Below are 17570 nucleotides of genomic sequence, written 5' to 3'. Positions count from 1 at the left end.
TCAGTGTTATTGCCTCAGCACCTGGGGCGGGCTGGTTAAAGGGTGCCGACAAAGCATAGTAGGCTGCTGAAATAGAACCTGACCGAGTCAAAGGTTCTCAAAATAGGAGGGGTGAGGATGCCGTTCGTTTTGTATCACGTGTTGGCCTTTGGTATCTCCGCCGCAGTTGTGCTGGGCACAACGCCCGTTGTGCGCCGCTTGGGCCTCAAGAGTGGGCGGGTAGACCAGCCCGGCGGCCGCAAGGTACACGACAAACCTATGGTCCGTCTGGGCGGGGTTTCTATATTTCTAGGCACCCTGCTGGCTTTACTCGCCGTCTGGTCCCTCGGTGGCTTCATCGACGCTACGGGCGAACATCTTGCCCCCCCTCAGGAGTTCCAAATTTGGGGCGTCACCCTGGGGGGCTTAGCCTTCTTCCTCATTGGCCTAACCGACGATTTGTTCGGGCTGTCTCCCATCAGTCGTCTATTTATGCAGGCTGTTGTGGCCACTATGGCCTGGCACGTGGGCGTCAGCATTGACTTCCTCACCATTCCCTTCTACGGACTGACTCAGCTACCCGACTTTATCAGCCTGCCGGTAACAATTCTGTGGCTGGTGGGCATGGCCAATGCGATCAACTGGATCGACGGTCTCGACGGCCTGGCCGCAGGAGTTTCAGGGATTGCGGCCCTGGTTATGCTGGTCGTGAGCCTGTTTATGAATCAGCCTGCGGCCGCGCTGATCGCCGCTGCCTTGGCCGGTGGTGCCCTCGGATTTCTGCGCTATAACTTCAACCCAGCCAAGATCTTTATGGGGGATGGTGGCGCTTATTTCATGGGGTTTACCCTGGCTGGGGTGGGCGTCATTGGCCTAGTTAAGACGGTCACTACGGCGGCGGTGCTGCTGCCTTACCTGATTTTGGCGGTGCCTATCTTAGATATGTCGGCGGTAATTGTAGATCGCCTGCGAGCTGGCAAGTCGCCCTTTGTTGCAGACAAGCGCCACCTGCACCATCGTTTGCTAGAGGCGGGGCTTTCCCATCGGGTGGCGGTATTGTTCATCTATGTGCTTACGCTGTGGGCCGGTAGTCTGGCTCTGGCCTTTGCTGGCATCCCTAGCGGACTGGTTTACGCCCTCGGCGCTACGGCGCTACTGAGCTACACCGGCTGGCGGCTGCGGCAGCGCACTCGCTGAGGGACCATAGGGGTACTCGTAAGCCTGACGCAGATTGTTGGCGCGATAGATGTAAATGGTTTCTGTTACAGCGCCTCCTCGCCTGAGCGCCACCGTGCCTAGGGGCTCAATGTTGTCAAATAGCGGGCGGTAGCTGTCTAGAATTTCCTCCTTCTGGGCAAAGCGTTCTAGGGTCATGTAGAGCGCATCCTGGCCGACCCAGTCGGAGGGATTAAACCAAAAGGCAAAGCCCCGTGGATCTTGGCTAAAGGCGGTCACGGGCAGGTCAACCAGGGGATGGATGGCCATGGCAAAGTAGCCCCCCAAATAGTATTCGTTGGTAAAGACAAACCCCACCTGGTCTAGAGCCTGCTGAATTTCGGGGGTGCTGGAAAATAGGCGCTGCATCTGAGTGGTATCGATCAGCTCAGTGGAGCCATCCTGATCGACTGGTATCAGGCCCCCAAAGAGCGCATAGGTACTGGGCTGTTGCAAGATGCCAAGCCGCAGGTGCAGCAGTGCCACCATGGAAAGTGCGGCTAGAAACAGCCCCGAACCCCACAGCCAGCGGCGAATTAGCCGAGGCCTGTGGCGCTGCCAGACTAGCACCTGAGCGGCCAGAAGAATGACCATACCCCAGTAGCCGGGGGCAGGCCAGGCCGGTAAAATTTGCTGCTTGCCCCCGAGCAGGGTAAACAGCAGCATAATCGGCAGCGACAGCCAGAGAATTAGGGCGCGCTTTAAATGTTCTTGGGCCTCACCGCCGCTGAGGCTGGGAGAAGCCCAAAATAGCGCCTGCTTGCCGCTTTGCTTGGCCGCTACCCACCACAGGGGAAACCCCAGTAGAGGAAATAGGTAGACGATGGAGAGGAGCCAGTAGCCGATCATCTGCCCCAGGCTAAAGCCGCCGCTGCCAGTGTCGCCGCTGAATCGCATACCCAGCTGGAAGCGAAAGGAGATCCAGTCGTGCTGGCTGTTCCAGTACCAGAGGGGAAATAGGGTCAGGCCAAAGACGATCAGGGCTAGCAGGGTCCAGGGCGATCGCAGCGCTGGGCGATAGGGCCGATGGGCTGCACAAAACCCCACTAGGCTAATGCCTAAAACAAAGCCGTGGTACTTGCTGAGGCAGGCTAGGGCTACCGTCAGGCCCAGTAGCGCAATGCGCCAGGTGGGCACGTAGGTTGCCTTGATCAGACCATAGTGCCCGAGGCGGCTGGGATTGGGAAAAAACTCCCAGGCGGCGACCAGCAGCGTTGCGCTCCAAAATAAAATTAGCCCGTTGTCGGGAGACGTGAGAATGCCAAAGCCGATGGCGAACAGCGGTATTACCGTGGCAATGGCGATGGTCATCTGTCCCACGGCCTTCGAAAACAGCCGCGCCGCCGCCAGGTATAGAAGCCAAAGGCTGACGCAGTAGAGCACCAGCGCCCCCAGCCGGAGGGTGAAGGGGGAAATTATTCCCGTCAGCCACCAGCCTATGCCGGTGGTGAGGGCAACTACGGGCGGGTGGTCGAAGTAGCTCCAGTTTAGGTAGCGGCTGTAGAGGTAGTAGTAGGCTTCGTCAAAGCCCGGCAGCATCCAGAATGCGACGATAGTGCGGTAGAGCAAGCCCCCCAGCACCAGAGCCACCAGCCCCTGGGGCAAGCCGAATCTGCGATCGCCCCCAAAGGTGGGTCCTTGACCCCTGCCCCAAAGGGCGGTTCCTTGACCGTTACGCCAACCTGCCATCGGGCTTTCTCCCTTACATCACCAGTGCAGAACAATCGTGCAAACCATTTGGGGCCTGCCTTGAATTACTTTGTGCGCCAGTCTGCTAGGCTTTTGCTGGCTCCCCTGCAATGGTCATAATGACACTATTGCGTCCTAGCTATCTCGCTTTGCTCTTTGCCCCAGCCCGCCCTCAGTACGCCCCATGACCTCAAGCCCAGCATTTCAGACCGAAAACCGCGATCGCCTGGATCCACCTGCTCAGAGCGCAGAGATAATCTGCATCGGCACCGAGCTGCTGCTAGGGGACATTCTCAACGGCAACGCCCAGTTTTTGGCCAAAGAACTGGCTGCCCTGGGCATTGCCCACTATTACCAGACCGTTGTAGGAGATAACCCCGCCCGCATCCAGCAGGCGGTGACCGTGGCAGAACGGCGATTGGTGGAGCAGCCCGACCCGGTAGCAAAGCTGCTGCTTTTCACTGGCGGCCTTGGCCCCACCCCCGACGACCTGACCATAGAGACGCTGGCCCACCTGTTTGGTGCCCCCCTGGTCGAGCATCCCGACCTGGTGGCCGACATTGAGGCTAAATTTACGGCACGGGGGCGCACCATGCCGCCCAGCAACCGCAAGCAGGCGCTGCTGCCCGATGGGGCGACGGTGCTGCCCAACCCCCAGGGCACTGCGCCCGGAATTATCTGGTCACCACGCCCGGACCTGACGCTGATGACCTTCCCCGGCGTGCCTCGCGAAATGCAGGCCATGTGGCGGGAAACCGCAGTGCCCTATCTACACAGTCACGGCTGGGTCACAACCACCATTGTCAGCCGCATGCTCCGGTTTTGGGGCATCAGTGAATCTGCCCTCGCAGAGCGGGTAGCGCCCTACCTGAGCCAGGGAAATCCAACCGTGGCGCCCTACGCCAGTCGGGGGGAGGCTAAGCTGCGCATCAGTGCCCGAGCCAGCTCTAGAGCCGCTGCCCTGGAGCAAATTCAGCCCATAGAAGCAGGCATCCGCGCCCTTGTGGGGGTTGACTGCTACGGCGCCGACGATGACACTCTGTCCGCCGTGGTGGGTAAGCTGCTGCTGCAGCGTCAGCAGACCGTAGCCGTGGCCGAGTCCTGTACCGGAGGGGGCTTGGGCCACCTTTTGACCGATATACCGGGCAGTTCTGCCTACTTTTACGGTGGTGTGATTGCCTACGACAACCAGGTTAAGGTCAACCTTCTCAAGGTGGATGCCGCCGTGCTAGAAGCGGAGGGGGCGGTAAGCGCGATCGTGGCTGAGCAGATGGCTTTGGGGGTCAAGGCACTATTGAAAACTGACTGGGCTTTGAGCATTACCGGCATCGCCGGACCAGAAGGCGGGAGCGCAACCAAACCGGTGGGCCTGGTTTATATTGGGCTGGCCGCCCCCAGCGGCGAGGTGGTGAGCTACCGGCACGAGTTTTCTGGTTACCGGGGACGCGACTGGGTGCGTCAACTCAGCGCGCTTTCTGCCCTCGATGCGCTGCGTCGCAGCCTGCTGTAAAGGTTGGGTTGATCATTTGCTTCAAATGGCTATTATGTAATTATGGATAAGTGCAGCCCCGGTTAGCTTTGTTGGCCTTGGGTCAACGGGTCAAAGGCAGATGGGGGCGCGTGTGCCAGTATGGAGTTTTGCTCTAATGGATTACATCGAAGAGGCTCTCGAAAAACTGCGCGAGTGGGTCGATAGAGTCATTGAGGCGCTATTTGGTCCTGAGTCCCAGGTCGAGCCTGAGCTAATCCCAATTCCGGTAGATGAACCCCGCCGCTAAGGGGCATCTGCTAAATTCTTGAGGTTCACAGGCAAACGACTATTTTGCTGGGTGACTGGACAGTTGTGTTTGAGCGATTGTGTTAAATTCTGCCTAGCTTGGGCAGGTTTATTTGGGGTTTTAGGCAATCGAAAATCCTGAGGCTTGCTTCATTGCTTAAGGTTCAAGTTATCCACGGTCCCAACCTAAACATGCTGGGTTTGCGAGAGCCTGGCATCTATGGCGCGCAAACTCTGGCCACCATTGAAGCTATGCTTGCCGATGAGGCTGTGTCGCTCGGGGTCTGCCTAACGTTTTTTCAATCCAATAGTGAAGGTGCTCTGGTGGATTGCATCCAGGGGACGTTGGGTCAGCAGGACGGCATTGTCATTAATCCCGGTGCTTACACCCACACCAGCGTGGCAATTCGAGATGCGATCGCCGCCGTGGGTCTGCCCACAGTCGAGGTGCACCTCAGCAATATTCACAAGCGTGAGTCCTTTCGCCACCATTCCTACATTGCTGCCGTCGCCGTGGGGCAGATTTGCGGCTTCGGAGCCGACAGCTACCGCCTCGGACTGCATGCTCTAGTGCAGCATCTCGGTCGGCAGGTATCCGCAGATTCTTAAACCCGACGGATGGGCCTCTGGTCTAGATAATGGTGAAGCAATGGCCTGCGGCCTAACCTGCTGAACCGCTGGTGGATTAGACTTTAAGCCTGCGTCCAACCCTGCTGCATCTCCCTATGGTTGCTGCTCCCGCCACGGTCAAATTTCTTCAAATGCCCACCTCCCAGGCGTGGGTCGATCAGGCCCTGGCCAACCTGGACCTGATCCTGCTGGACCACGCCCAGTGCGAACGCAAGGCGGCGGGAGTGGCGATGGGCTTGATCAACCGCTATCCGTCGGATGCTGAGTTGGTAAAGGTGCTGACTGCGATCGCCCAGGAAGAGCTGGCCCACTTTGCCCAGGTCAATCAGTGGCTTGAGCAGCGCGGCATTCCCTTTAGGCCGCTGCCGCCTCCGCCCTACGGTGCAGCGTTACATCAGCAGGTGCGCCCGGTCGAACCGCACCGACGCCTTGATGTGCTGCTGGTGTCTGCCCTGATCGAAGCCCGCAGCCATGAGCGGCTGGGGCTTTTAGCTCAGCACTGCCCGGTTCCAGAGCTGGCCCAGTTTTACCGCAGTTTAATGGCCTCTGAGGCTCGCCACTACGGCGCCTACTGGGTGTTGGCGACGGGCCGATTTCTCCGTGCCGAGGTGGAGACTCGGCTCAACAGCCTTGCCGCCACCGAAAGCGAGATTTTATCCGCGCTGCATCCCCAGCCCCGCATTCACAGCTGAAGGATTCCGATGGCCATCAAACACCGCAGCACCTTTGGCCCCTACCTGGTTCGCAACTGGCAGCCCCGCGATCGCGCCGCCGCCTTTGCCCTGATTGCCCAGGTGCTGGCGGAGTACGACCTCACCTGCGAGCCGACCGCCAGCGATCGCGATGTGCTTGAAATAGAGGCCTGCTACTGGGAGACGGGGGGTGAGTTTTGGGTGGTAGAAACCAGCGGGGAACTGGTGGGTACCGCTGGCTATTACCCTAACGGGCGGGGCAAAGGCGCTGTAGAGCTGCGCAAAATGTACCTGCACCCTAAGGCCCGAGGCCAGGGCCTGGGGCGCTATCTGCTCAACACCATGGAACTTGCCATTCAGCAGCGCGGCTTCAGCGAAATTTGGATCGAAACGGCCTCGGTGTTAAAAACAGCCGTCAGCCTGTACGAATCGAGTGGGTATGAGGCAGCCAGCGGGGTAGAGACGGCTCGGTGCGATCGCATCTATTGCAAACGGCTGGCCCCTGTGGGCACCTTGCCCAAGCCATAGATTGACCCTGAACCGCTCGAAAGTTAGCTATAATCGCCACAATCACACTGGGCAAGGCCATTTTGATTGCCATTTACCCTGGCAGTTTCGACCCCATCACCCTGGGGCACGTCGACATCATTACCCGTGGCAGTCGATTGTTTGACCGGGTAATTGTGCTGGTGTCCAGTAACCCCAACAAAGTGCCTATGTTTTCTACCGCCGAGCGCATTGTCCAAATTGAGCGTTCGGTGGGCCATCTCAGCAACGTCGATATCGATGATTACGACGGCCTTACCATTACCTATGCCCGTCAGCGCCAGGCTCAAGTCCTGCTACGGGGGTTGCGAGTGCTCTCCGATTTCGAAAAAGAGCTGCAAATGGCGCATACTAATAAAACCCTGGCCGACGATATCGAAACTCTTTTTCTCTCAACCTCTACAGAGTACGGCTTTCTCAGCAGCAGCCTGGTCAAAGAAATAGCTCGCTTTGGCGGCCCCATCGACCATCTTGTTCCCCACCATGTAGCGCGAGACGTTTACCAATGCTACGCCCAGATCCCACCCGCCTCAACACCCAGCCCCGCAATGGTCAACCCCGCGCCGCTGGTACCCAAGCCAATGGATTGTCTATAGAGGCGGCAGAGGTAGTTTCGGCCTTACCTACCCCTGGCGACATTGATATTCAGCAGGATCTCAACAAGCTGGAAGAAATCATTTTGGCTAGCCCTCGGGTACCCTTCAGCGGCCGCACCCTGGTCGATGAAGATCAACTGCTCGATCAGCTGGATGCCATTCGCCTTGACCTGCCTCCGGCCTTTCGTCAGGCGGTGCAAATTTTGCAGCAGCGCAGCGCTCTTATGGCTGAAGCCGAACGCTACGCCCAGGATCTAATCGCAGCGGCGGAGCAGCAGGCGGCCCAAATTTTGGATGAACTGGGCATTGTGCGCCAGGCCGAACAGATGGCCCAGCAGATTAAGACTCAGGCCCAGCAAGACTGCGACAGTCTGCGCACTCAAGTGATGGGCGATATCGAGCAGATGCAGATTCAGGCCCAGCGCGAGTGGGAATCTCTGCGGCAAAAGGCTCTGGCTGAGCAAGACATGATTCAGCAGGAGGCCGATGTCTACGCCGATCAGGTGCTTTCCAATGTAGAGCAGCAGCTTTCGCAAATGCTGCGGATTATTCAAAACGGTCGCAGTCATCTCCAGCCCGCTCAAGAAGCGCCTGCCCCCCCTCAGCGGTCTAAGGGAGGTAAGAGCGCCCCCTCCAGTGCCGCCATCCCCGAAGGTCGCCCCGATTCTGGCTCCGAGCGCTTTGCGAATCGTCCTCGCCCCCCCCAGAAGCCCACCGCCGACCCATGATCAGCTACCTGAAGGGAATGCTGGCAGATATTCAAAAACCTGGCAACCATAAAATCGTCGTCACCCTCGACGTCAACCAGGTGGGCTACGACATGCAGGTGCCTGCCCGCCAGCTGGCTCTACTGCCTCCTCTGGGGGAGATGGTGCAGCTTTTTAGCCACCTCTACTTTCGCGACGACCAGGCGGTGCTGTTTGGCTTTGGCCAGCGCCAGGAGCGCGACCTTTTCCGACTGCTCATTGGCGTTAGCGGCATCGGTCCTCAAATGGCCCTGGCGCTGCTCGATACTCTGGGGGAAGCCGAACTCACCCAGGCGGTAGTCAGTGGCAACACCCGCCTGCTGTCGCGTACCCCAGGGGTGGGCGGCAAAACCGCTGAGCGCCTGGTGCTAGAGCTAAAGTCTAAGCTGCAAGACTGGCAAACCCAGGCTGGGGTTGGTCTGGTTCCTGCGGCGGGGCCAGTGCCGACGCTTTACGAGGATGTAGAAATTACCCTCAGCGCCCTGGGCTATAGTCAAAGCGAAATCCTTAAGGCCGTTCAGGCCGTGGGGCTAAAGTCTGCCCTGCAGAAATCGGCGGACCCTGAAAGCTGGGTACGCGAGGCGATCGCATGGCTGAGTCAGTAGTCTGCCTGGCCCTGGCTAAATGTCAATGGGAGCGCTCTCGCGGCGGCTCAAGCATCCTGGAGCACAAATCCTCGGGGTCGCAACATCCTCAGGGTGGAGTGGATAGGGACGGCAGCCCCTGTGCTATAGTGAAAAATCCTGGCTCAATACTATCCTTCTAGAGAAGCTATCTGTCCCATGACTCTGTTGCAAGCGCGCAAGCAGGAACTTATCTCCGACTATCAGGTGCACGAAACGGATACTGGCTCTGCCGATGTGCAGATTGCCATGCTCACCGATCGCATCAATCAGCTCAGTGCCCACCTGCAAAAGAATAAGAAAGACTACTCATCTCGCCGTGGCCTGCTCAAAATGATTGGCCACCGCAAGCGCCTCATGGCCTACCTGCAAAAGCAAGATTCCGAGCGCTATCGGGCACTCATTCAGAAACTTGGCATTCGCGGCTAATCCGATTGGCTGAGTCAGGTTTCGAGTGTTGCTCGTTGTGATTGTTTAGCTCTATGGCCCCGGAATCCTCCCGCAGGCGTCTACCCTTTGAACCGGTTGGCAAGACTGGCGAGAAGGCCGCTAAAGACCGTAAAAAAACGGCCAGGTCTGCTCCAGCTAAAAAGGCGGCTCAAAAGGCTGTACCTGACAAAAAGACTCCCGCTTCTGCGCCAACAGCGATTCCAGAGGAGGTCAGTGGCCGCATGCTGCGGCGCATGCTGGCTTTCTCTGGTATCCCTACGGGGTTGGGGATACTGACCTTCTTTGTCAGCTACTACCTGGTGGTTAACGGGGTGGTGGATTTACCCTCATACTTCGTATTGCTCATTACTCTGGGCTGCTTTGGGCTTGGGGTGGTGGGCCTTACCTATGGTGTGTTGTCGGCATCCTGGGATGAAGGCCGCCCTGGGAACTGGCTAGGGTTAGACGAATTTCGGACCAATTTTGGCCGCATGACTAGCGCTTGGGGGGCCAAGCCCGATCGCTAATAGGGCCTATCTGGACCCATATCTCAGCAAAGCCCAGCCCGTTTGATGGCTAGCAGAGGTAAAAGATAGGGGCAGATTTCAGCTTCTCCCAGGTAGATTTTTCAGCATATAGCTTTCAGCGCGTAGGCTTCGGCACCGTCATTGACCGCTTTCTGAATGAGCGGAGGACTCGATAATCTGCTCGATCTGCTCCTCCATGGTCTTGAGCAACTGCATCAGATCGTCCAGGGTGCGGGCAGAGGGAGTCTCAATTGTGAGGGTCTGCATAGCCTGTTGACGAATATTGCTGATTCGCTTCTGTAGGGCGTGAGCTACGGTGAGCGCCTCTTCTCCCATTTGACGAAGCTGTTGTTGCTCATAGAATTTTAGGGCGGCACCCCGCAGCACCTGAAGGGTAGCTTCCTCGCCGTGGGCGCCTACAATTAGCCGCAGGCGCAGCAGGACGCGATCGCCTTTGTAAAGCCGTTCGATATCCGCCTGTTTGGGCTGGCTAGTCGGCAGCAGCGGCAGGTGGGTGAGGCGCTTAAGCTCGTTAATGATGCTTTGAACCTGCTCGGTACTGAGATCGGTGAGGGCTGCCTGCACTACACCATCCTTGCTCCAGAGTACGCGGCCATGGGTTGGGCGTTGCTCCAGATAAAGTCGTCCGATGCCTTCGGTAAGCACCTGCTTGAGCAGCGCCTGGGTGAGCTTAGCGGGCGGTAGGAGGTGGAACTGGTCAAGGGCTATCTGACCGAGGTCGGCATCTAGCGTCAGGTCTAAGGGTTGGGAGGCTGGAACAGCGGTGGAAACCACTGCGGGCCGAGGCGCAGGAGCGGTCTGTTCAATGCGATCGTTCTGGATGTCATCAGGGCTATCGACAATAAAAGTCATCAGTTCATCGTCGGCTACCGTTGGCAGCCGCGATGTAAGGTGATTGGCGGGCTGGGGCTGTGGCTTTGTGCGGGCTGAGTGACTCAGATATTTGGACAGCATGTTGCGCTGCCAGTCAGCGGCCACCGATAGCGGTACCAGCGAACAGTGAATGAACGATACCTGCCGACGGGCAAAGTCGAGGGCGGCGGGGTCGGTGGGGCTGACCATGCCTAGATACAGACAGCTCGACTCAACGGAGAGAGGAATAATTTCGTGGTAAAGACAGGCCTCAAACGGAAAAATACTGTCGATCAGCGACAGCATTTGAGCGGTGTTAAGTCGGCTGTCAACGGCTTCAATGCCGCTTTGCACATCTAGGGCAGAGAGGTCGTGGGGGGGCTCGTAGGTGTTGGATTTAGGCATAGGCCTGGCACAGCAACGGTCAGGATTCTTTATATGCTAGGCGTCAGTCGATGGGTAAAGCTGAATTCTTAATATCCACCCCCTAATCTTTACGCTTGATCGGGCTTTTTTGGCGATCGCGTGACCCTACGCGGGAGATTTCTCCCTCTGAGGTTACTCTCCACTCTGATTGGGTCATAATCAGCGGATTCTGCGGAGCAGCGGCAGTTTTGGCCGATGGTAGTCACGGCTCAACCCGCTTAGGCAATGTGCTTCGTCAGGGAAGTTGAGGAAGCAATCCCTGCTGGGTTGGGCTGTTAGCGTTTGCATCGAAGGCGGGAGCCGACGTGGTAGTCGAGGCTGTCGGCTGAGGCGGCACTGGTTCGGAGATGGTGCTTGCTGCGGCAGTTGACTCGGGAGCGATGGATTCTGCTTCAGAAAGTGCTGGCTCAGAGAGACCTGGTGTAAGAGACTCTGCCGGTAGCTCGGCTATGGGTGGCTCGGAGGTTAAGTCTGCGACGGCAGCCGAGTCAAAGACCAGAGAACCACTGCCCTCTGCGGGTGAGAGAGCCTCTGCGGGCTGCGCCTCCTCTGCCCCCACCGAGTCTGAGGTCGCGGCAGTACCGGAGGCCGCAACGCGATCCGGGGCGGGGTTGGGAGCCTCGCTAGCAGGGGCAGGGGCGACTGCAAGAGGAAGATTGTCCGGCGCTGCCGGGGCAGCCGCTAGGGGTGTGGGAGCGTAGACCGCCGCCGTTGGGACCGCACCCGGCGGGGGCGTGGAGACCGTTACTGTCGGATCGGGTTCCGGCGTTTGGGCAGAGGTGGTTTGGTTGGCTTCTCGCGCTGCTTCCCAGGTCGGGGGAGTCATTCCCTCGGCAGCTGCGGCCTGGGACGCTCGGATATCGCTCGGCTCGGCGGGGGCTGGGGCCGTGGCGTCTGCCGTCGCATTTGGCGCACCAGGGGCGGTATCTCTAGCGGGGCCAGGGTTAAACAATGCTCCCACCAGTGAAGCGGTATGGGGCGCATCAGCACTATCTTCGGCGCTGCTGATTTGGGATAGGCGATCGACGGTAATTTGCCACAGACCGGCCAGACCATCGTCCTTAGCTTCGCTACCGGGTTTTGGTTCAGCAGTGGACACATCCGCCTGGGGCTGATTCGCCAAGATTTCAGGGTCGGCAGTGTTGGCCCGGGCCACCCCGTCGCTGGGAGATGTCCACATCTTGAGGAAGTCATCGACGGGTTCTGGCTGAGCGCCTGCCTGGGCTACCAGGGCGTCGGGTGCGGTTGGGGGGCTGGGGTTAAGAGTCCAGGTTTGGGCCTGAAGCTGCGGATTTTGGCTTTCGTAGGCCGCGATCGCGCTGGCCACGGCACTGGCTCGACGCTTCTGATCGCGGCGAATACTGGCTTCAGTATTGCCCAGCCCAGGGGCATTCCAGCGGCCAGTGTTGGGGTTGATATAGGAGCGAGTGCGGGCGACTAATATTGCCTCAGAGCCTTCCAGACCGATGGCCTTGGCCTCTGCCAGGCGCTCGATATAGCCAACCCGACCGATGGCTGCCAGGGGAGATTGATTGGCCAGATCCAGGCCATTCAGGGTTTCTTCAAGGGTGAGGTTGAGGCCCTGCTTGAGCGCCCGCTGACGCAGCACGTCGCCCTGGCTCTTCAGGCGAGCGAGCTGCTTTTGGTCGGCTTCTTCCGGTGTCTTGGCCCCGTGCTGGTAAGAAAACGTGCCCAGGTTCCACACCCTGTTGCCGGGGTCGGTATGGCCAAAGTAGGCGGGATTGATAGCTCCGTTGGGAGTGCGGGTGCCCTCGGCACTGCCTACGGCCCAAGCTACTAGAGAGTCGGAATTGCCTTCAAAAAGACTCGTCAGCGGGTTGGCTGGCGGTCTGGAGGCGAGCAGTTTTGCCTGGGCTAGGGCAACTACAGCGGGCGACGGCTCAACGCCGAAGTCTAGGGCGAGGGATTTGGACTCCTGTTTTGGCTCCTCCTGGGGGGTGGGTTCCGGGGGAGCGATGGCAACCAGCACGGGGCTGGCTGCGGGGGGTGGGGCTGGGGGGAGCAATGCGGTGGCCGAGGTGCTGGTGTTGAGGGCTACGGCTACCCCGCGCCGATAGACTCCGGCGGGCAGCTGCTGCGGAGAGTGGTAGCGCATCGGTGGATTTGCAGCCTGCGGGGGAATGGGCAGAGGCTGGTCGGCGGAATCGGTGGCCGGGGCGACTGGGGCGACTGGGGCGACTGGGGCGGCGGTAGCCCACTGAGGCTGGGTTAGCTCAAAGCTGAGAATGCCATCGTCGGCCTGGGCGGCGGTGGGACTCAGGAGCGCCAGTAGAGAACTGGCGGCTAGGAGAGTAGGGTGAAGCTTCATGGGGCAAAACAGGGGGCAAAGGGGATTCAAGGCAGAAGCAAGGGCCAGGCCCAGGGCAGATCCAGCCGGTGGGGCTAAAAGCGCAGGGCCGGCAGCGGTTGATTGAGGGATCGCTCTAAGACGCGATCGGAGGGTTCAACGATGGCCCAGGTGCCATCGGGCTGGCTGCGCAGGGTGGCAAACTGAATTTGACTGCCTCGCCCCATGGCCTCTCCTGCTTCCACCTGCCCGAGTCGAGGCCGTCTCACTCCGCAGTATCGAAACAGGTAGGCGGGCACCTCAGCGGTCGAAAAATAGATGCAGTGAAACCCCCTGGCTGCCAACTCGATTTGGCCAGCGAAAGGCGCTCTGAGACGGGTGCCCTGGAGTTGTACCGAGACGTCGCCAAGGCTGCCGGTGATTAACTGTCCGGCTACGCGATCGCCCGACTCGATTTCCCAGGCTTGCTTGAGCACAATTTGCCTGGGTACGACTGGAGTCAGGCTGCGGCAGCCGCCTAGGGTAGCCAGCAGCAGGCCTAGCCCCAGCCCCAGAATCAGCTGCCCCAAAGCGTGAGGTCGATACCCCGCCGTTGCCCCAGTCCCAAAAAATCGGCCCAATTGCCGCGATCGCCTTGGGGTAGAGCGGTACGATCTGGCCGACCCACTATTGAAACCGAAAGCGATAGCCAGCGTACTCGTCATTTTCGTACAAAATCACTAGCTGAACAGAAGGATCCCAGGCCATTGGGTAGGCCTCTCGCTCAGATACCACCCCAGAGCGCACCTGAAGCTGTGGCAGACTGCAATAGGGTTCGGCCACGATCTTACGCACATTTTCTTTGGGGTCACGCTCCGGTACTACCAGCAGCTTGGCTAACTGCTCGCGGCTAAGCTGGGCACTGCTCTGGACAATTTTTTCGCACCCCTGAGCGCCTTTGGGGCGAGCTGCCGATAGCCAGCGGCCAAAAACCTGGTCATTAATGGCTATGAGGCCGATGGCCAGCATAAGTCCACCGGCAATGAACGGTTTGGCCGTTGTCAGGGCTACGCCGCCCCCCGGCTGATGCATTGAAACCATAATCTGCCTCCTTAAAACTTAGAAGAAAAGCGTAAGACCTAAATCTGGACTAGATTTGCCCCCCTACGACTAGCCCCACCACCAGTAGAGCTACTCGAAGGGCAGGGCCAAAGGCCAGCTTGGGTGCCAGAGTTGCTCGGTAGAGAGCGTAGGCCGTTACTGCGGTAATGGCAGCAACAGCTAGGGACCAAAGGGCTGGAAAAGCCCCTAGCAGCAAATTCAGCGCCAGTCGACCGATGACCCCGCCGCCAAACCACAGCATGCTGTCTACTAAAGACAGCGACGTTTTACCACTGAGCCTGTCGAAGGCACCGGGTTGTGGGTCAAAGGCTCCGTGTAAGGACTCAGATGCTCTAGACCACCGGAATACTGCTCCTTGGGTGAAATCTGAGATCAGGCTCCAGGCGGCACGACCCAGCTGAGCCACTAGCTGCGACGGTTCGCGACCCAGGGTTAGCACCTCGCTAACGAGCATTCTCCAGCCCCGAGCCGGGGGATGTCCATAGGTGGTGCGCAGGTGACTGGCTAGCTGGTTGGCCTCGCCATAGGCTGGCCTGGGCTGATCTGTCCGCAGCAGTGGAGGCTTGGGGGCAACCGTGCGGTAAGCCAGCACAACGTTGCCTCGACCATCGGCCTCTGCCAGAGCAATAACTGCGCGCTGGTAGTCGACATGGGGGGTGACCACAGGTTGGCCCATTGGATCTGTAGCAGGGTATCCGTGAGCTAGACGCGCCTGGATTCTCTGTATTTCTGCGATCGCCCGCTCCTGCTCGCTCGAAAGTTGATTGATTTTATGGACCATGGCGCTGAGGCGTTTGACATAGGCTTCTGTCGCCAGATCTGCGTCAAGGGCAGAATAGGCGCCAGTTCCTGACGGCTCGGCCCGCTGCCGGAGGGTATCTACTGCCGTAGAGAAATCTGCTCCCCGACCGGACCTTGGCAATCGGTCGGGGCTAGGCCCGGTCAGGGGAGGGGCACCGGGCCAGTCAACCTGTACGTTGGCATCGTTTTGGTCAAGGGCATTGACCGTATGAATTAGCTTGGTTTGAATGCTCTTTAAATCCACCGTACAGACCCCCATAGGAGAGCAACCATGAACACAAACCGCTATTCCAGGGCCGAATCTAGACTCAACCGATAACGTTTAGGCCTTCGTTGGGCGATCGCCTGGCAGCAATTTGGTACAAGTGTACCACAATAGACTCGAATTTGTACTGGTGATATACTGTTTTGGGCGGCGCTTTGGTCAGGCCTGGTTTCAGCTCCAGCTTTGGGGCGGGTTGCCTGGGCTATTGTGGGGTTAGCTCTATTGATGTAGCCGCCGTGTCATGGGACCGCCGTGGAGATCGCTTAGCGCAGCGAGATCGCACCCTGATTGACTGACAAAAGTTCTGACGTAGGTTGGTGTTGAGAGAAGCGAAACCCAACTCCAGTAACGGTTTTGTTGGGTTACGCTAACCCAACCTACGCCAGTCTAAGGGTTTCAAGGGTTTTGTCAGTTAACCAGGATCGCACCTGTCCCCAGAAAGCCAGGTATCTCGGTCGGAATCAGCCAGCTGTTAACCGTTATCCAAGGGCGAATTCCAAAGGCCCTGGCGGGAGTTCCCTGACCGTGGCGGCATGACCAAAACTCTAAGAAATCTGCTGGATTAAAAATACCTGAGTGAGAGACATTGCTATTCAGGCGTTGGCTTGATATAGATTAACGGACTGTAGATCTACCTGCCTGCCGGGAAGGGGCACCCTGAGCTTGGTGATGTCTGCGTTTGCTCAACCTACCACTCAATAAATTCTTGCCATGGTTAAGGCCTACCACAAAGCTCGGCGGATGTCTCTTCCCATTCCGGAGGCAACTCACCATGACTGTAGCTCCCGCCTTGCACCCAGAGCCGCGCAGGCCGTGCGTCCAAAATCCTGTCCCTATCACATTGTGATGGCCTGCTTTTTAGGCGGACAGGTGGTAATGCGTATTTTGCGGTGCGGGATCAATCGTCAGCGCACCATCGAGCAAATGGTGGCGGCCGGGCCGTTAACCCTAACGCCGGTGCTGTTGACCAATATTTTCGCCGGCATGATCTTTACCATTCAAACTGCCCGAGAGCTGGAGCGATTTGGCGCTTTGCACGCTCTGGGCGGGGCTTTTGCCATGGCCTTTTGTCGTGAACTAGCGCCTATTCTCACAGCTGCCATCATGGCTGGGCAGGTGGGCACCGCCTACGCCGCTGAAATTGGCTGTATGAAGGTGACTGACCAAATCGATGCGCTCAAGGTGTTGCGCACCGATCCCATTGAGTATTTGGTGGTGCCTCGGGTGATAGCCTGCTGCGTCATGCTGCCTGTGCTTACAGTCATGGGGCTGGTGCTGGGCATTGCGGGTGGGGCCGGGGTAGCGTTTTTCTTTTATGAAATGCCTGTCGGCCAGTTTCTCGACTCGGTGCGATCGCTGATGGTGCTCAACGACCTGATAGCGGTTTTGATCAAGTCAATGCTGTTTGGCGCGATCGTGGCGCTGGCGGGCTGCACCTGGGGGTTGACGACCACTTGCAGTCGGTCGGTCGGTCGGGCGGCTACCTCGGCGGTAGTCACCACCTGGGTAGGGCTATTTGTGGTCGATTTTTTTCTATCCTTGGTGTTGTTTGGTGGCTCGGGTTTGGTGCTGCACTGAGCTATTCAAAAGGGCAAGGTTAGCTTCTCCCAGAGCTAAACTGGTCCCAAATCTATTCCGATCCGGCTGGGAGTAGCTCAACACCATAGTCGACATAGGTGGCATCGGGCATGATAGTGCCCAAGAGGGAAGCACCGCTGAGATCCGTGTCGGTGAGGTCGGCCCCACGGAGATCGGCTCCCTGGAGGTTGGTATTGCCGAGGTTAGCGCCCCGCAGCTTGGCCCCTTTGAGGTTGGCGCCCCGCAGGTCGCTGCCGGTGAGCACCGCCCCCTGAAGGCTAGCGCCGTGCAAATTTATGCCCACCAGCTTAGCGCCGGAAAGCATAGCCCAATGGAGTTGAGCACCGGATAGATCGGCCCGGAAGAAATCGGTGCCGATCAGATTTGCCCAGGTCAGCTTACTTTTGCGTAAGCAACTGTGAGAAAAAACCCCTCCTGGCATAAAAGCCCCAGCCAGGTTTAACCCCTGCATATTGCAGTCGATAAATTCAACAAAGGGCAGCCTGATGCCCTCTAGGGAGACATTTCGCAGGTCCAAGTGCTCAAACTGGAGCTGCCCTCGACTGTAGCTTTGGACCAGTAAGTCTAAGGAATAGCGTCTGTTGGGCAGCATAAACAACCTGAGTTAGAGAAGAGTGACGGTGGCGATCGCTAGCCTGCGATCGCCCAGGTATGGCTGATGCTAGGTACGCCATCCTCAGGCGCTTGATCCCTTGATCGATGGGAGATTAGCGCACAAATCCTGATCTCATCCTAGGAGTTTTGGCGA

The 17570-nt window shown here is 58.4% G+C and carries 19 protein-coding genes; 12 read left to right on the top strand and 7 right to left on the bottom strand.

What is annotated here, in order from left to right; all coding sequences use genetic code 11:
* Window positions 1–117 precede the first annotated feature (117 nt).
* Window positions 118–1176: a glycosyltransferase family 4 protein gene (locus LEPTO7104_RS0112895; protein WP_017298993.1), complete on the top strand. Its 1059-nt coding sequence runs from the start codon at window positions 118–120 to the stop codon at window positions 1174–1176.
* On the opposite strand, the gene LEPTO7104_RS0112890 is transcribed toward LEPTO7104_RS0112895, so the two are convergent.
* Window positions 1132–2883: an ArnT family glycosyltransferase gene (locus LEPTO7104_RS0112890; RefSeq protein ID WP_155523620.1), complete on the bottom strand. Its 1752-nt coding sequence runs from the start codon at window positions 2881–2883 to the stop codon at window positions 1132–1134. The two genes, LEPTO7104_RS0112895 and LEPTO7104_RS0112890, sit on opposite strands and share 45 nt — an antisense overlap.
* 184 nt (window positions 2884–3067) lie before the next feature.
* Between LEPTO7104_RS0112890 and LEPTO7104_RS0112885 the strand changes: the two genes are divergently transcribed.
* From LEPTO7104_RS0112885 to LEPTO7104_RS0112840, 10 genes are all read left to right on the top strand, one after another.
* Window positions 3068–4393, top strand: coding sequence for a competence/damage-inducible protein A (locus LEPTO7104_RS0112885; protein WP_017298991.1), 1326 nt, complete (start codon window positions 3068–3070; stop codon window positions 4391–4393).
* Between the two features lie 136 nt (window positions 4394–4529).
* Window positions 4530–4661, top strand: a complete 132-nt coding sequence (locus LEPTO7104_RS42340; RefSeq protein WP_017298990.1) for a hypothetical protein — start codon at window positions 4530–4532, stop codon at window positions 4659–4661.
* A gap of 152 nt (window positions 4662–4813) precedes the next feature.
* Entirely contained in the window at window positions 4814–5269 is a 456-nt protein-coding gene (gene aroQ / locus LEPTO7104_RS0112875; RefSeq protein WP_155523619.1) for a type II 3-dehydroquinate dehydratase, read from the top strand.
* A 116-nt stretch (window positions 5270–5385) separates the two neighbouring features.
* Window positions 5386–5982 carry a MiaE family protein gene (locus tag LEPTO7104_RS0112870; protein ID WP_017298988.1) on the top strand — a complete coding sequence of 199 codons (597 nt, stop codon included), beginning with the start codon at window positions 5386–5388 and terminating at the stop codon, window positions 5980–5982.
* Window positions 5983–5991: 9 nt separating this feature from the next.
* Window positions 5992–6510 carry a GNAT family N-acetyltransferase gene (locus tag LEPTO7104_RS0112865; protein WP_017298987.1) on the top strand — a complete coding sequence of 173 codons (519 nt, stop codon included), beginning with the start codon at window positions 5992–5994 and terminating at the stop codon, window positions 6508–6510.
* A 62-nt stretch (window positions 6511–6572) separates the two neighbouring features.
* Window positions 6573–7124, top strand: a complete 552-nt coding sequence (gene coaD / locus LEPTO7104_RS0112860; RefSeq protein WP_017298986.1) for a pantetheine-phosphate adenylyltransferase — start codon at window positions 6573–6575, stop codon at window positions 7122–7124.
* On the top strand, window positions 7034–7852 hold the full coding sequence (locus LEPTO7104_RS0112855; protein WP_196358107.1) for a flagellar assembly protein FliH: 819 nt from the start codon (window positions 7034–7036) through the stop codon (window positions 7850–7852). Before coaD ends, LEPTO7104_RS0112855 begins: the two co-directional genes overlap by 91 nt.
* Window positions 7849–8475: a Holliday junction branch migration protein RuvA gene (ruvA, locus tag LEPTO7104_RS0112850; RefSeq protein ID WP_017298984.1), complete on the top strand. Its 627-nt coding sequence runs from the start codon at window positions 7849–7851 to the stop codon at window positions 8473–8475. The genes LEPTO7104_RS0112855 and ruvA overlap by 4 nt, the downstream gene beginning before the upstream one ends.
* 177 nt (window positions 8476–8652) lie before the next feature.
* Complete coding sequence (rpsO, locus tag LEPTO7104_RS0112845) at window positions 8653–8922, top strand: 30S ribosomal protein S15 (RefSeq protein ID WP_017298983.1); 270 nt, start codon at window positions 8653–8655, stop codon at window positions 8920–8922.
* A gap of 53 nt (window positions 8923–8975) precedes the next feature.
* A complete protein-coding gene (locus tag LEPTO7104_RS0112840; protein WP_017298982.1) occupies window positions 8976–9449 on the top strand; it encodes a PAM68 family protein in 474 nt (157 codons plus the stop codon).
* Between the two features lie 138 nt (window positions 9450–9587).
* On the opposite strand, the gene LEPTO7104_RS0112835 is transcribed toward LEPTO7104_RS0112840, so the two are convergent.
* From LEPTO7104_RS0112835 to LEPTO7104_RS0112815, 5 genes are all read right to left on the bottom strand, one after another.
* Window positions 9588–10727, bottom strand: coding sequence for a GspE/PulE/PilB domain-containing protein (locus LEPTO7104_RS0112835; protein WP_017298981.1), 1140 nt, complete (start codon window positions 10725–10727; stop codon window positions 9588–9590).
* 256 nt (window positions 10728–10983) lie between these two features.
* Complete coding sequence (locus LEPTO7104_RS0112830; RefSeq protein ID WP_026072653.1) at window positions 10984–13077, bottom strand: hypothetical protein; 2094 nt, start codon at window positions 13075–13077, stop codon at window positions 10984–10986.
* 74 nt (window positions 13078–13151) lie between these two features.
* A complete protein-coding gene (locus tag LEPTO7104_RS0112825) occupies window positions 13152–13676 on the bottom strand; it encodes a hypothetical protein (protein ID WP_026072652.1) in 525 nt (174 codons plus the stop codon).
* 46 nt (window positions 13677–13722) lie between these two features.
* Window positions 13723–14136 (bottom strand): hypothetical protein, encoded by a 414-nt coding sequence (locus tag LEPTO7104_RS41210; RefSeq protein ID WP_040695421.1) that lies wholly within the window; start codon window positions 14134–14136, stop codon window positions 13723–13725.
* Window positions 14137–14185: 49 nt separating this feature from the next.
* Window positions 14186–15217: a hypothetical protein gene (locus LEPTO7104_RS0112815; RefSeq protein ID WP_017298978.1), complete on the bottom strand. Its 1032-nt coding sequence runs from the start codon at window positions 15215–15217 to the stop codon at window positions 14186–14188.
* An 852-nt stretch (window positions 15218–16069) separates the two neighbouring features.
* Here LEPTO7104_RS0112815 and LEPTO7104_RS0112810 point away from each other — a divergent pair.
* Window positions 16070–16801 carry an MlaE family lipid ABC transporter permease subunit gene (locus LEPTO7104_RS0112810; protein ID WP_017298977.1) on the top strand — a complete coding sequence of 244 codons (732 nt, stop codon included), beginning with the start codon at window positions 16070–16072 and terminating at the stop codon, window positions 16799–16801.
* A gap of 52 nt (window positions 16802–16853) precedes the next feature.
* Here LEPTO7104_RS0112810 and LEPTO7104_RS0112805 read toward each other — a convergent pair whose 3' ends face one another.
* On the bottom strand, window positions 16854–17414 hold the full coding sequence (locus LEPTO7104_RS0112805) for a pentapeptide repeat-containing protein (RefSeq protein ID WP_017298976.1): 561 nt from the start codon (window positions 17412–17414) through the stop codon (window positions 16854–16856).
* Window positions 17415–17570: the final 156 nt, after the last annotated feature.

The sequence above is a fragment of the Nodosilinea nodulosa PCC 7104 genome, from assembly GCF_000309385.1.
Lineage (GTDB): Bacteria > Cyanobacteriota > Cyanobacteriia > Phormidesmidales > Phormidesmidaceae > Nodosilinea > Nodosilinea nodulosa.
The sequence above is the reverse complement of the archived record's forward strand: the minus strand, read 5'-3'. Positions and strand labels throughout refer to the sequence as shown.

Bases quoted from the DNA above. Each gene is read 5' to 3' on its own strand.
- LEPTO7104_RS0112805 (WP_017298976.1), bottom strand. From the start codon at position 17,414: ATGCTGCCCAACAGACGCTATTCCTTAGACTTACTGGTCCAAAGCTAC.
- LEPTO7104_RS0112810 (WP_017298977.1), top strand. From the start codon at position 16,070: ATGGCCTGCTTTTTAGGCGGACAGGTGGTAATGCGTATTTTGCGGTGC.
- LEPTO7104_RS0112885 (WP_017298991.1), top strand. From the start codon at position 3,068: ATGACCTCAAGCCCAGCATTTCAGACCGAAAACCGCGATCGCCTGGAT.
- rpsO (WP_017298983.1), top strand. From the start codon at position 8,653: ATGACTCTGTTGCAAGCGCGCAAGCAGGAACTTATCTCCGACTATCAG.
- LEPTO7104_RS0112855 (WP_196358107.1), top strand. From the start codon at position 7,034: ATGCTACGCCCAGATCCCACCCGCCTCAACACCCAGCCCCGCAATGGT.
- LEPTO7104_RS42340 (WP_017298990.1), top strand. From the start codon at position 4,530: ATGGATTACATCGAAGAGGCTCTCGAAAAACTGCGCGAGTGGGTCGAT.
- LEPTO7104_RS0112870 (WP_017298988.1), top strand. From the start codon at position 5,386: ATGGTTGCTGCTCCCGCCACGGTCAAATTTCTTCAAATGCCCACCTCC.
- LEPTO7104_RS0112840 (WP_017298982.1), top strand. From the start codon at position 8,976: ATGGCCCCGGAATCCTCCCGCAGGCGTCTACCCTTTGAACCGGTTGGC.
- LEPTO7104_RS0112815 (WP_017298978.1), bottom strand. From the start codon at position 15,217: ATGGGGGTCTGTACGGTGGATTTAAAGAGCATTCAAACCAAGCTAATT.
- LEPTO7104_RS0112830 (WP_026072653.1), bottom strand. From the start codon at position 13,077: ATGAAGCTTCACCCTACTCTCCTAGCCGCCAGTTCTCTACTGGCGCTC.
- LEPTO7104_RS0112890 (WP_155523620.1), bottom strand. From the start codon at position 2,883: ATGGCAGGTTGGCGTAACGGTCAAGGAACCGCCCTTTGGGGCAGGGGT.
- LEPTO7104_RS0112895 (WP_017298993.1), top strand. From the start codon at position 118: ATGCCGTTCGTTTTGTATCACGTGTTGGCCTTTGGTATCTCCGCCGCA.
- ruvA (WP_017298984.1), top strand. From the start codon at position 7,849: ATGATCAGCTACCTGAAGGGAATGCTGGCAGATATTCAAAAACCTGGC.
- LEPTO7104_RS0112865 (WP_017298987.1), top strand. From the start codon at position 5,992: ATGGCCATCAAACACCGCAGCACCTTTGGCCCCTACCTGGTTCGCAAC.
- LEPTO7104_RS41210 (WP_040695421.1), bottom strand. From the start codon at position 14,136: ATGGTTTCAATGCATCAGCCGGGGGGCGGCGTAGCCCTGACAACGGCC.
- LEPTO7104_RS0112835 (WP_017298981.1), bottom strand. From the start codon at position 10,727: ATGCCTAAATCCAACACCTACGAGCCCCCCCACGACCTCTCTGCCCTA.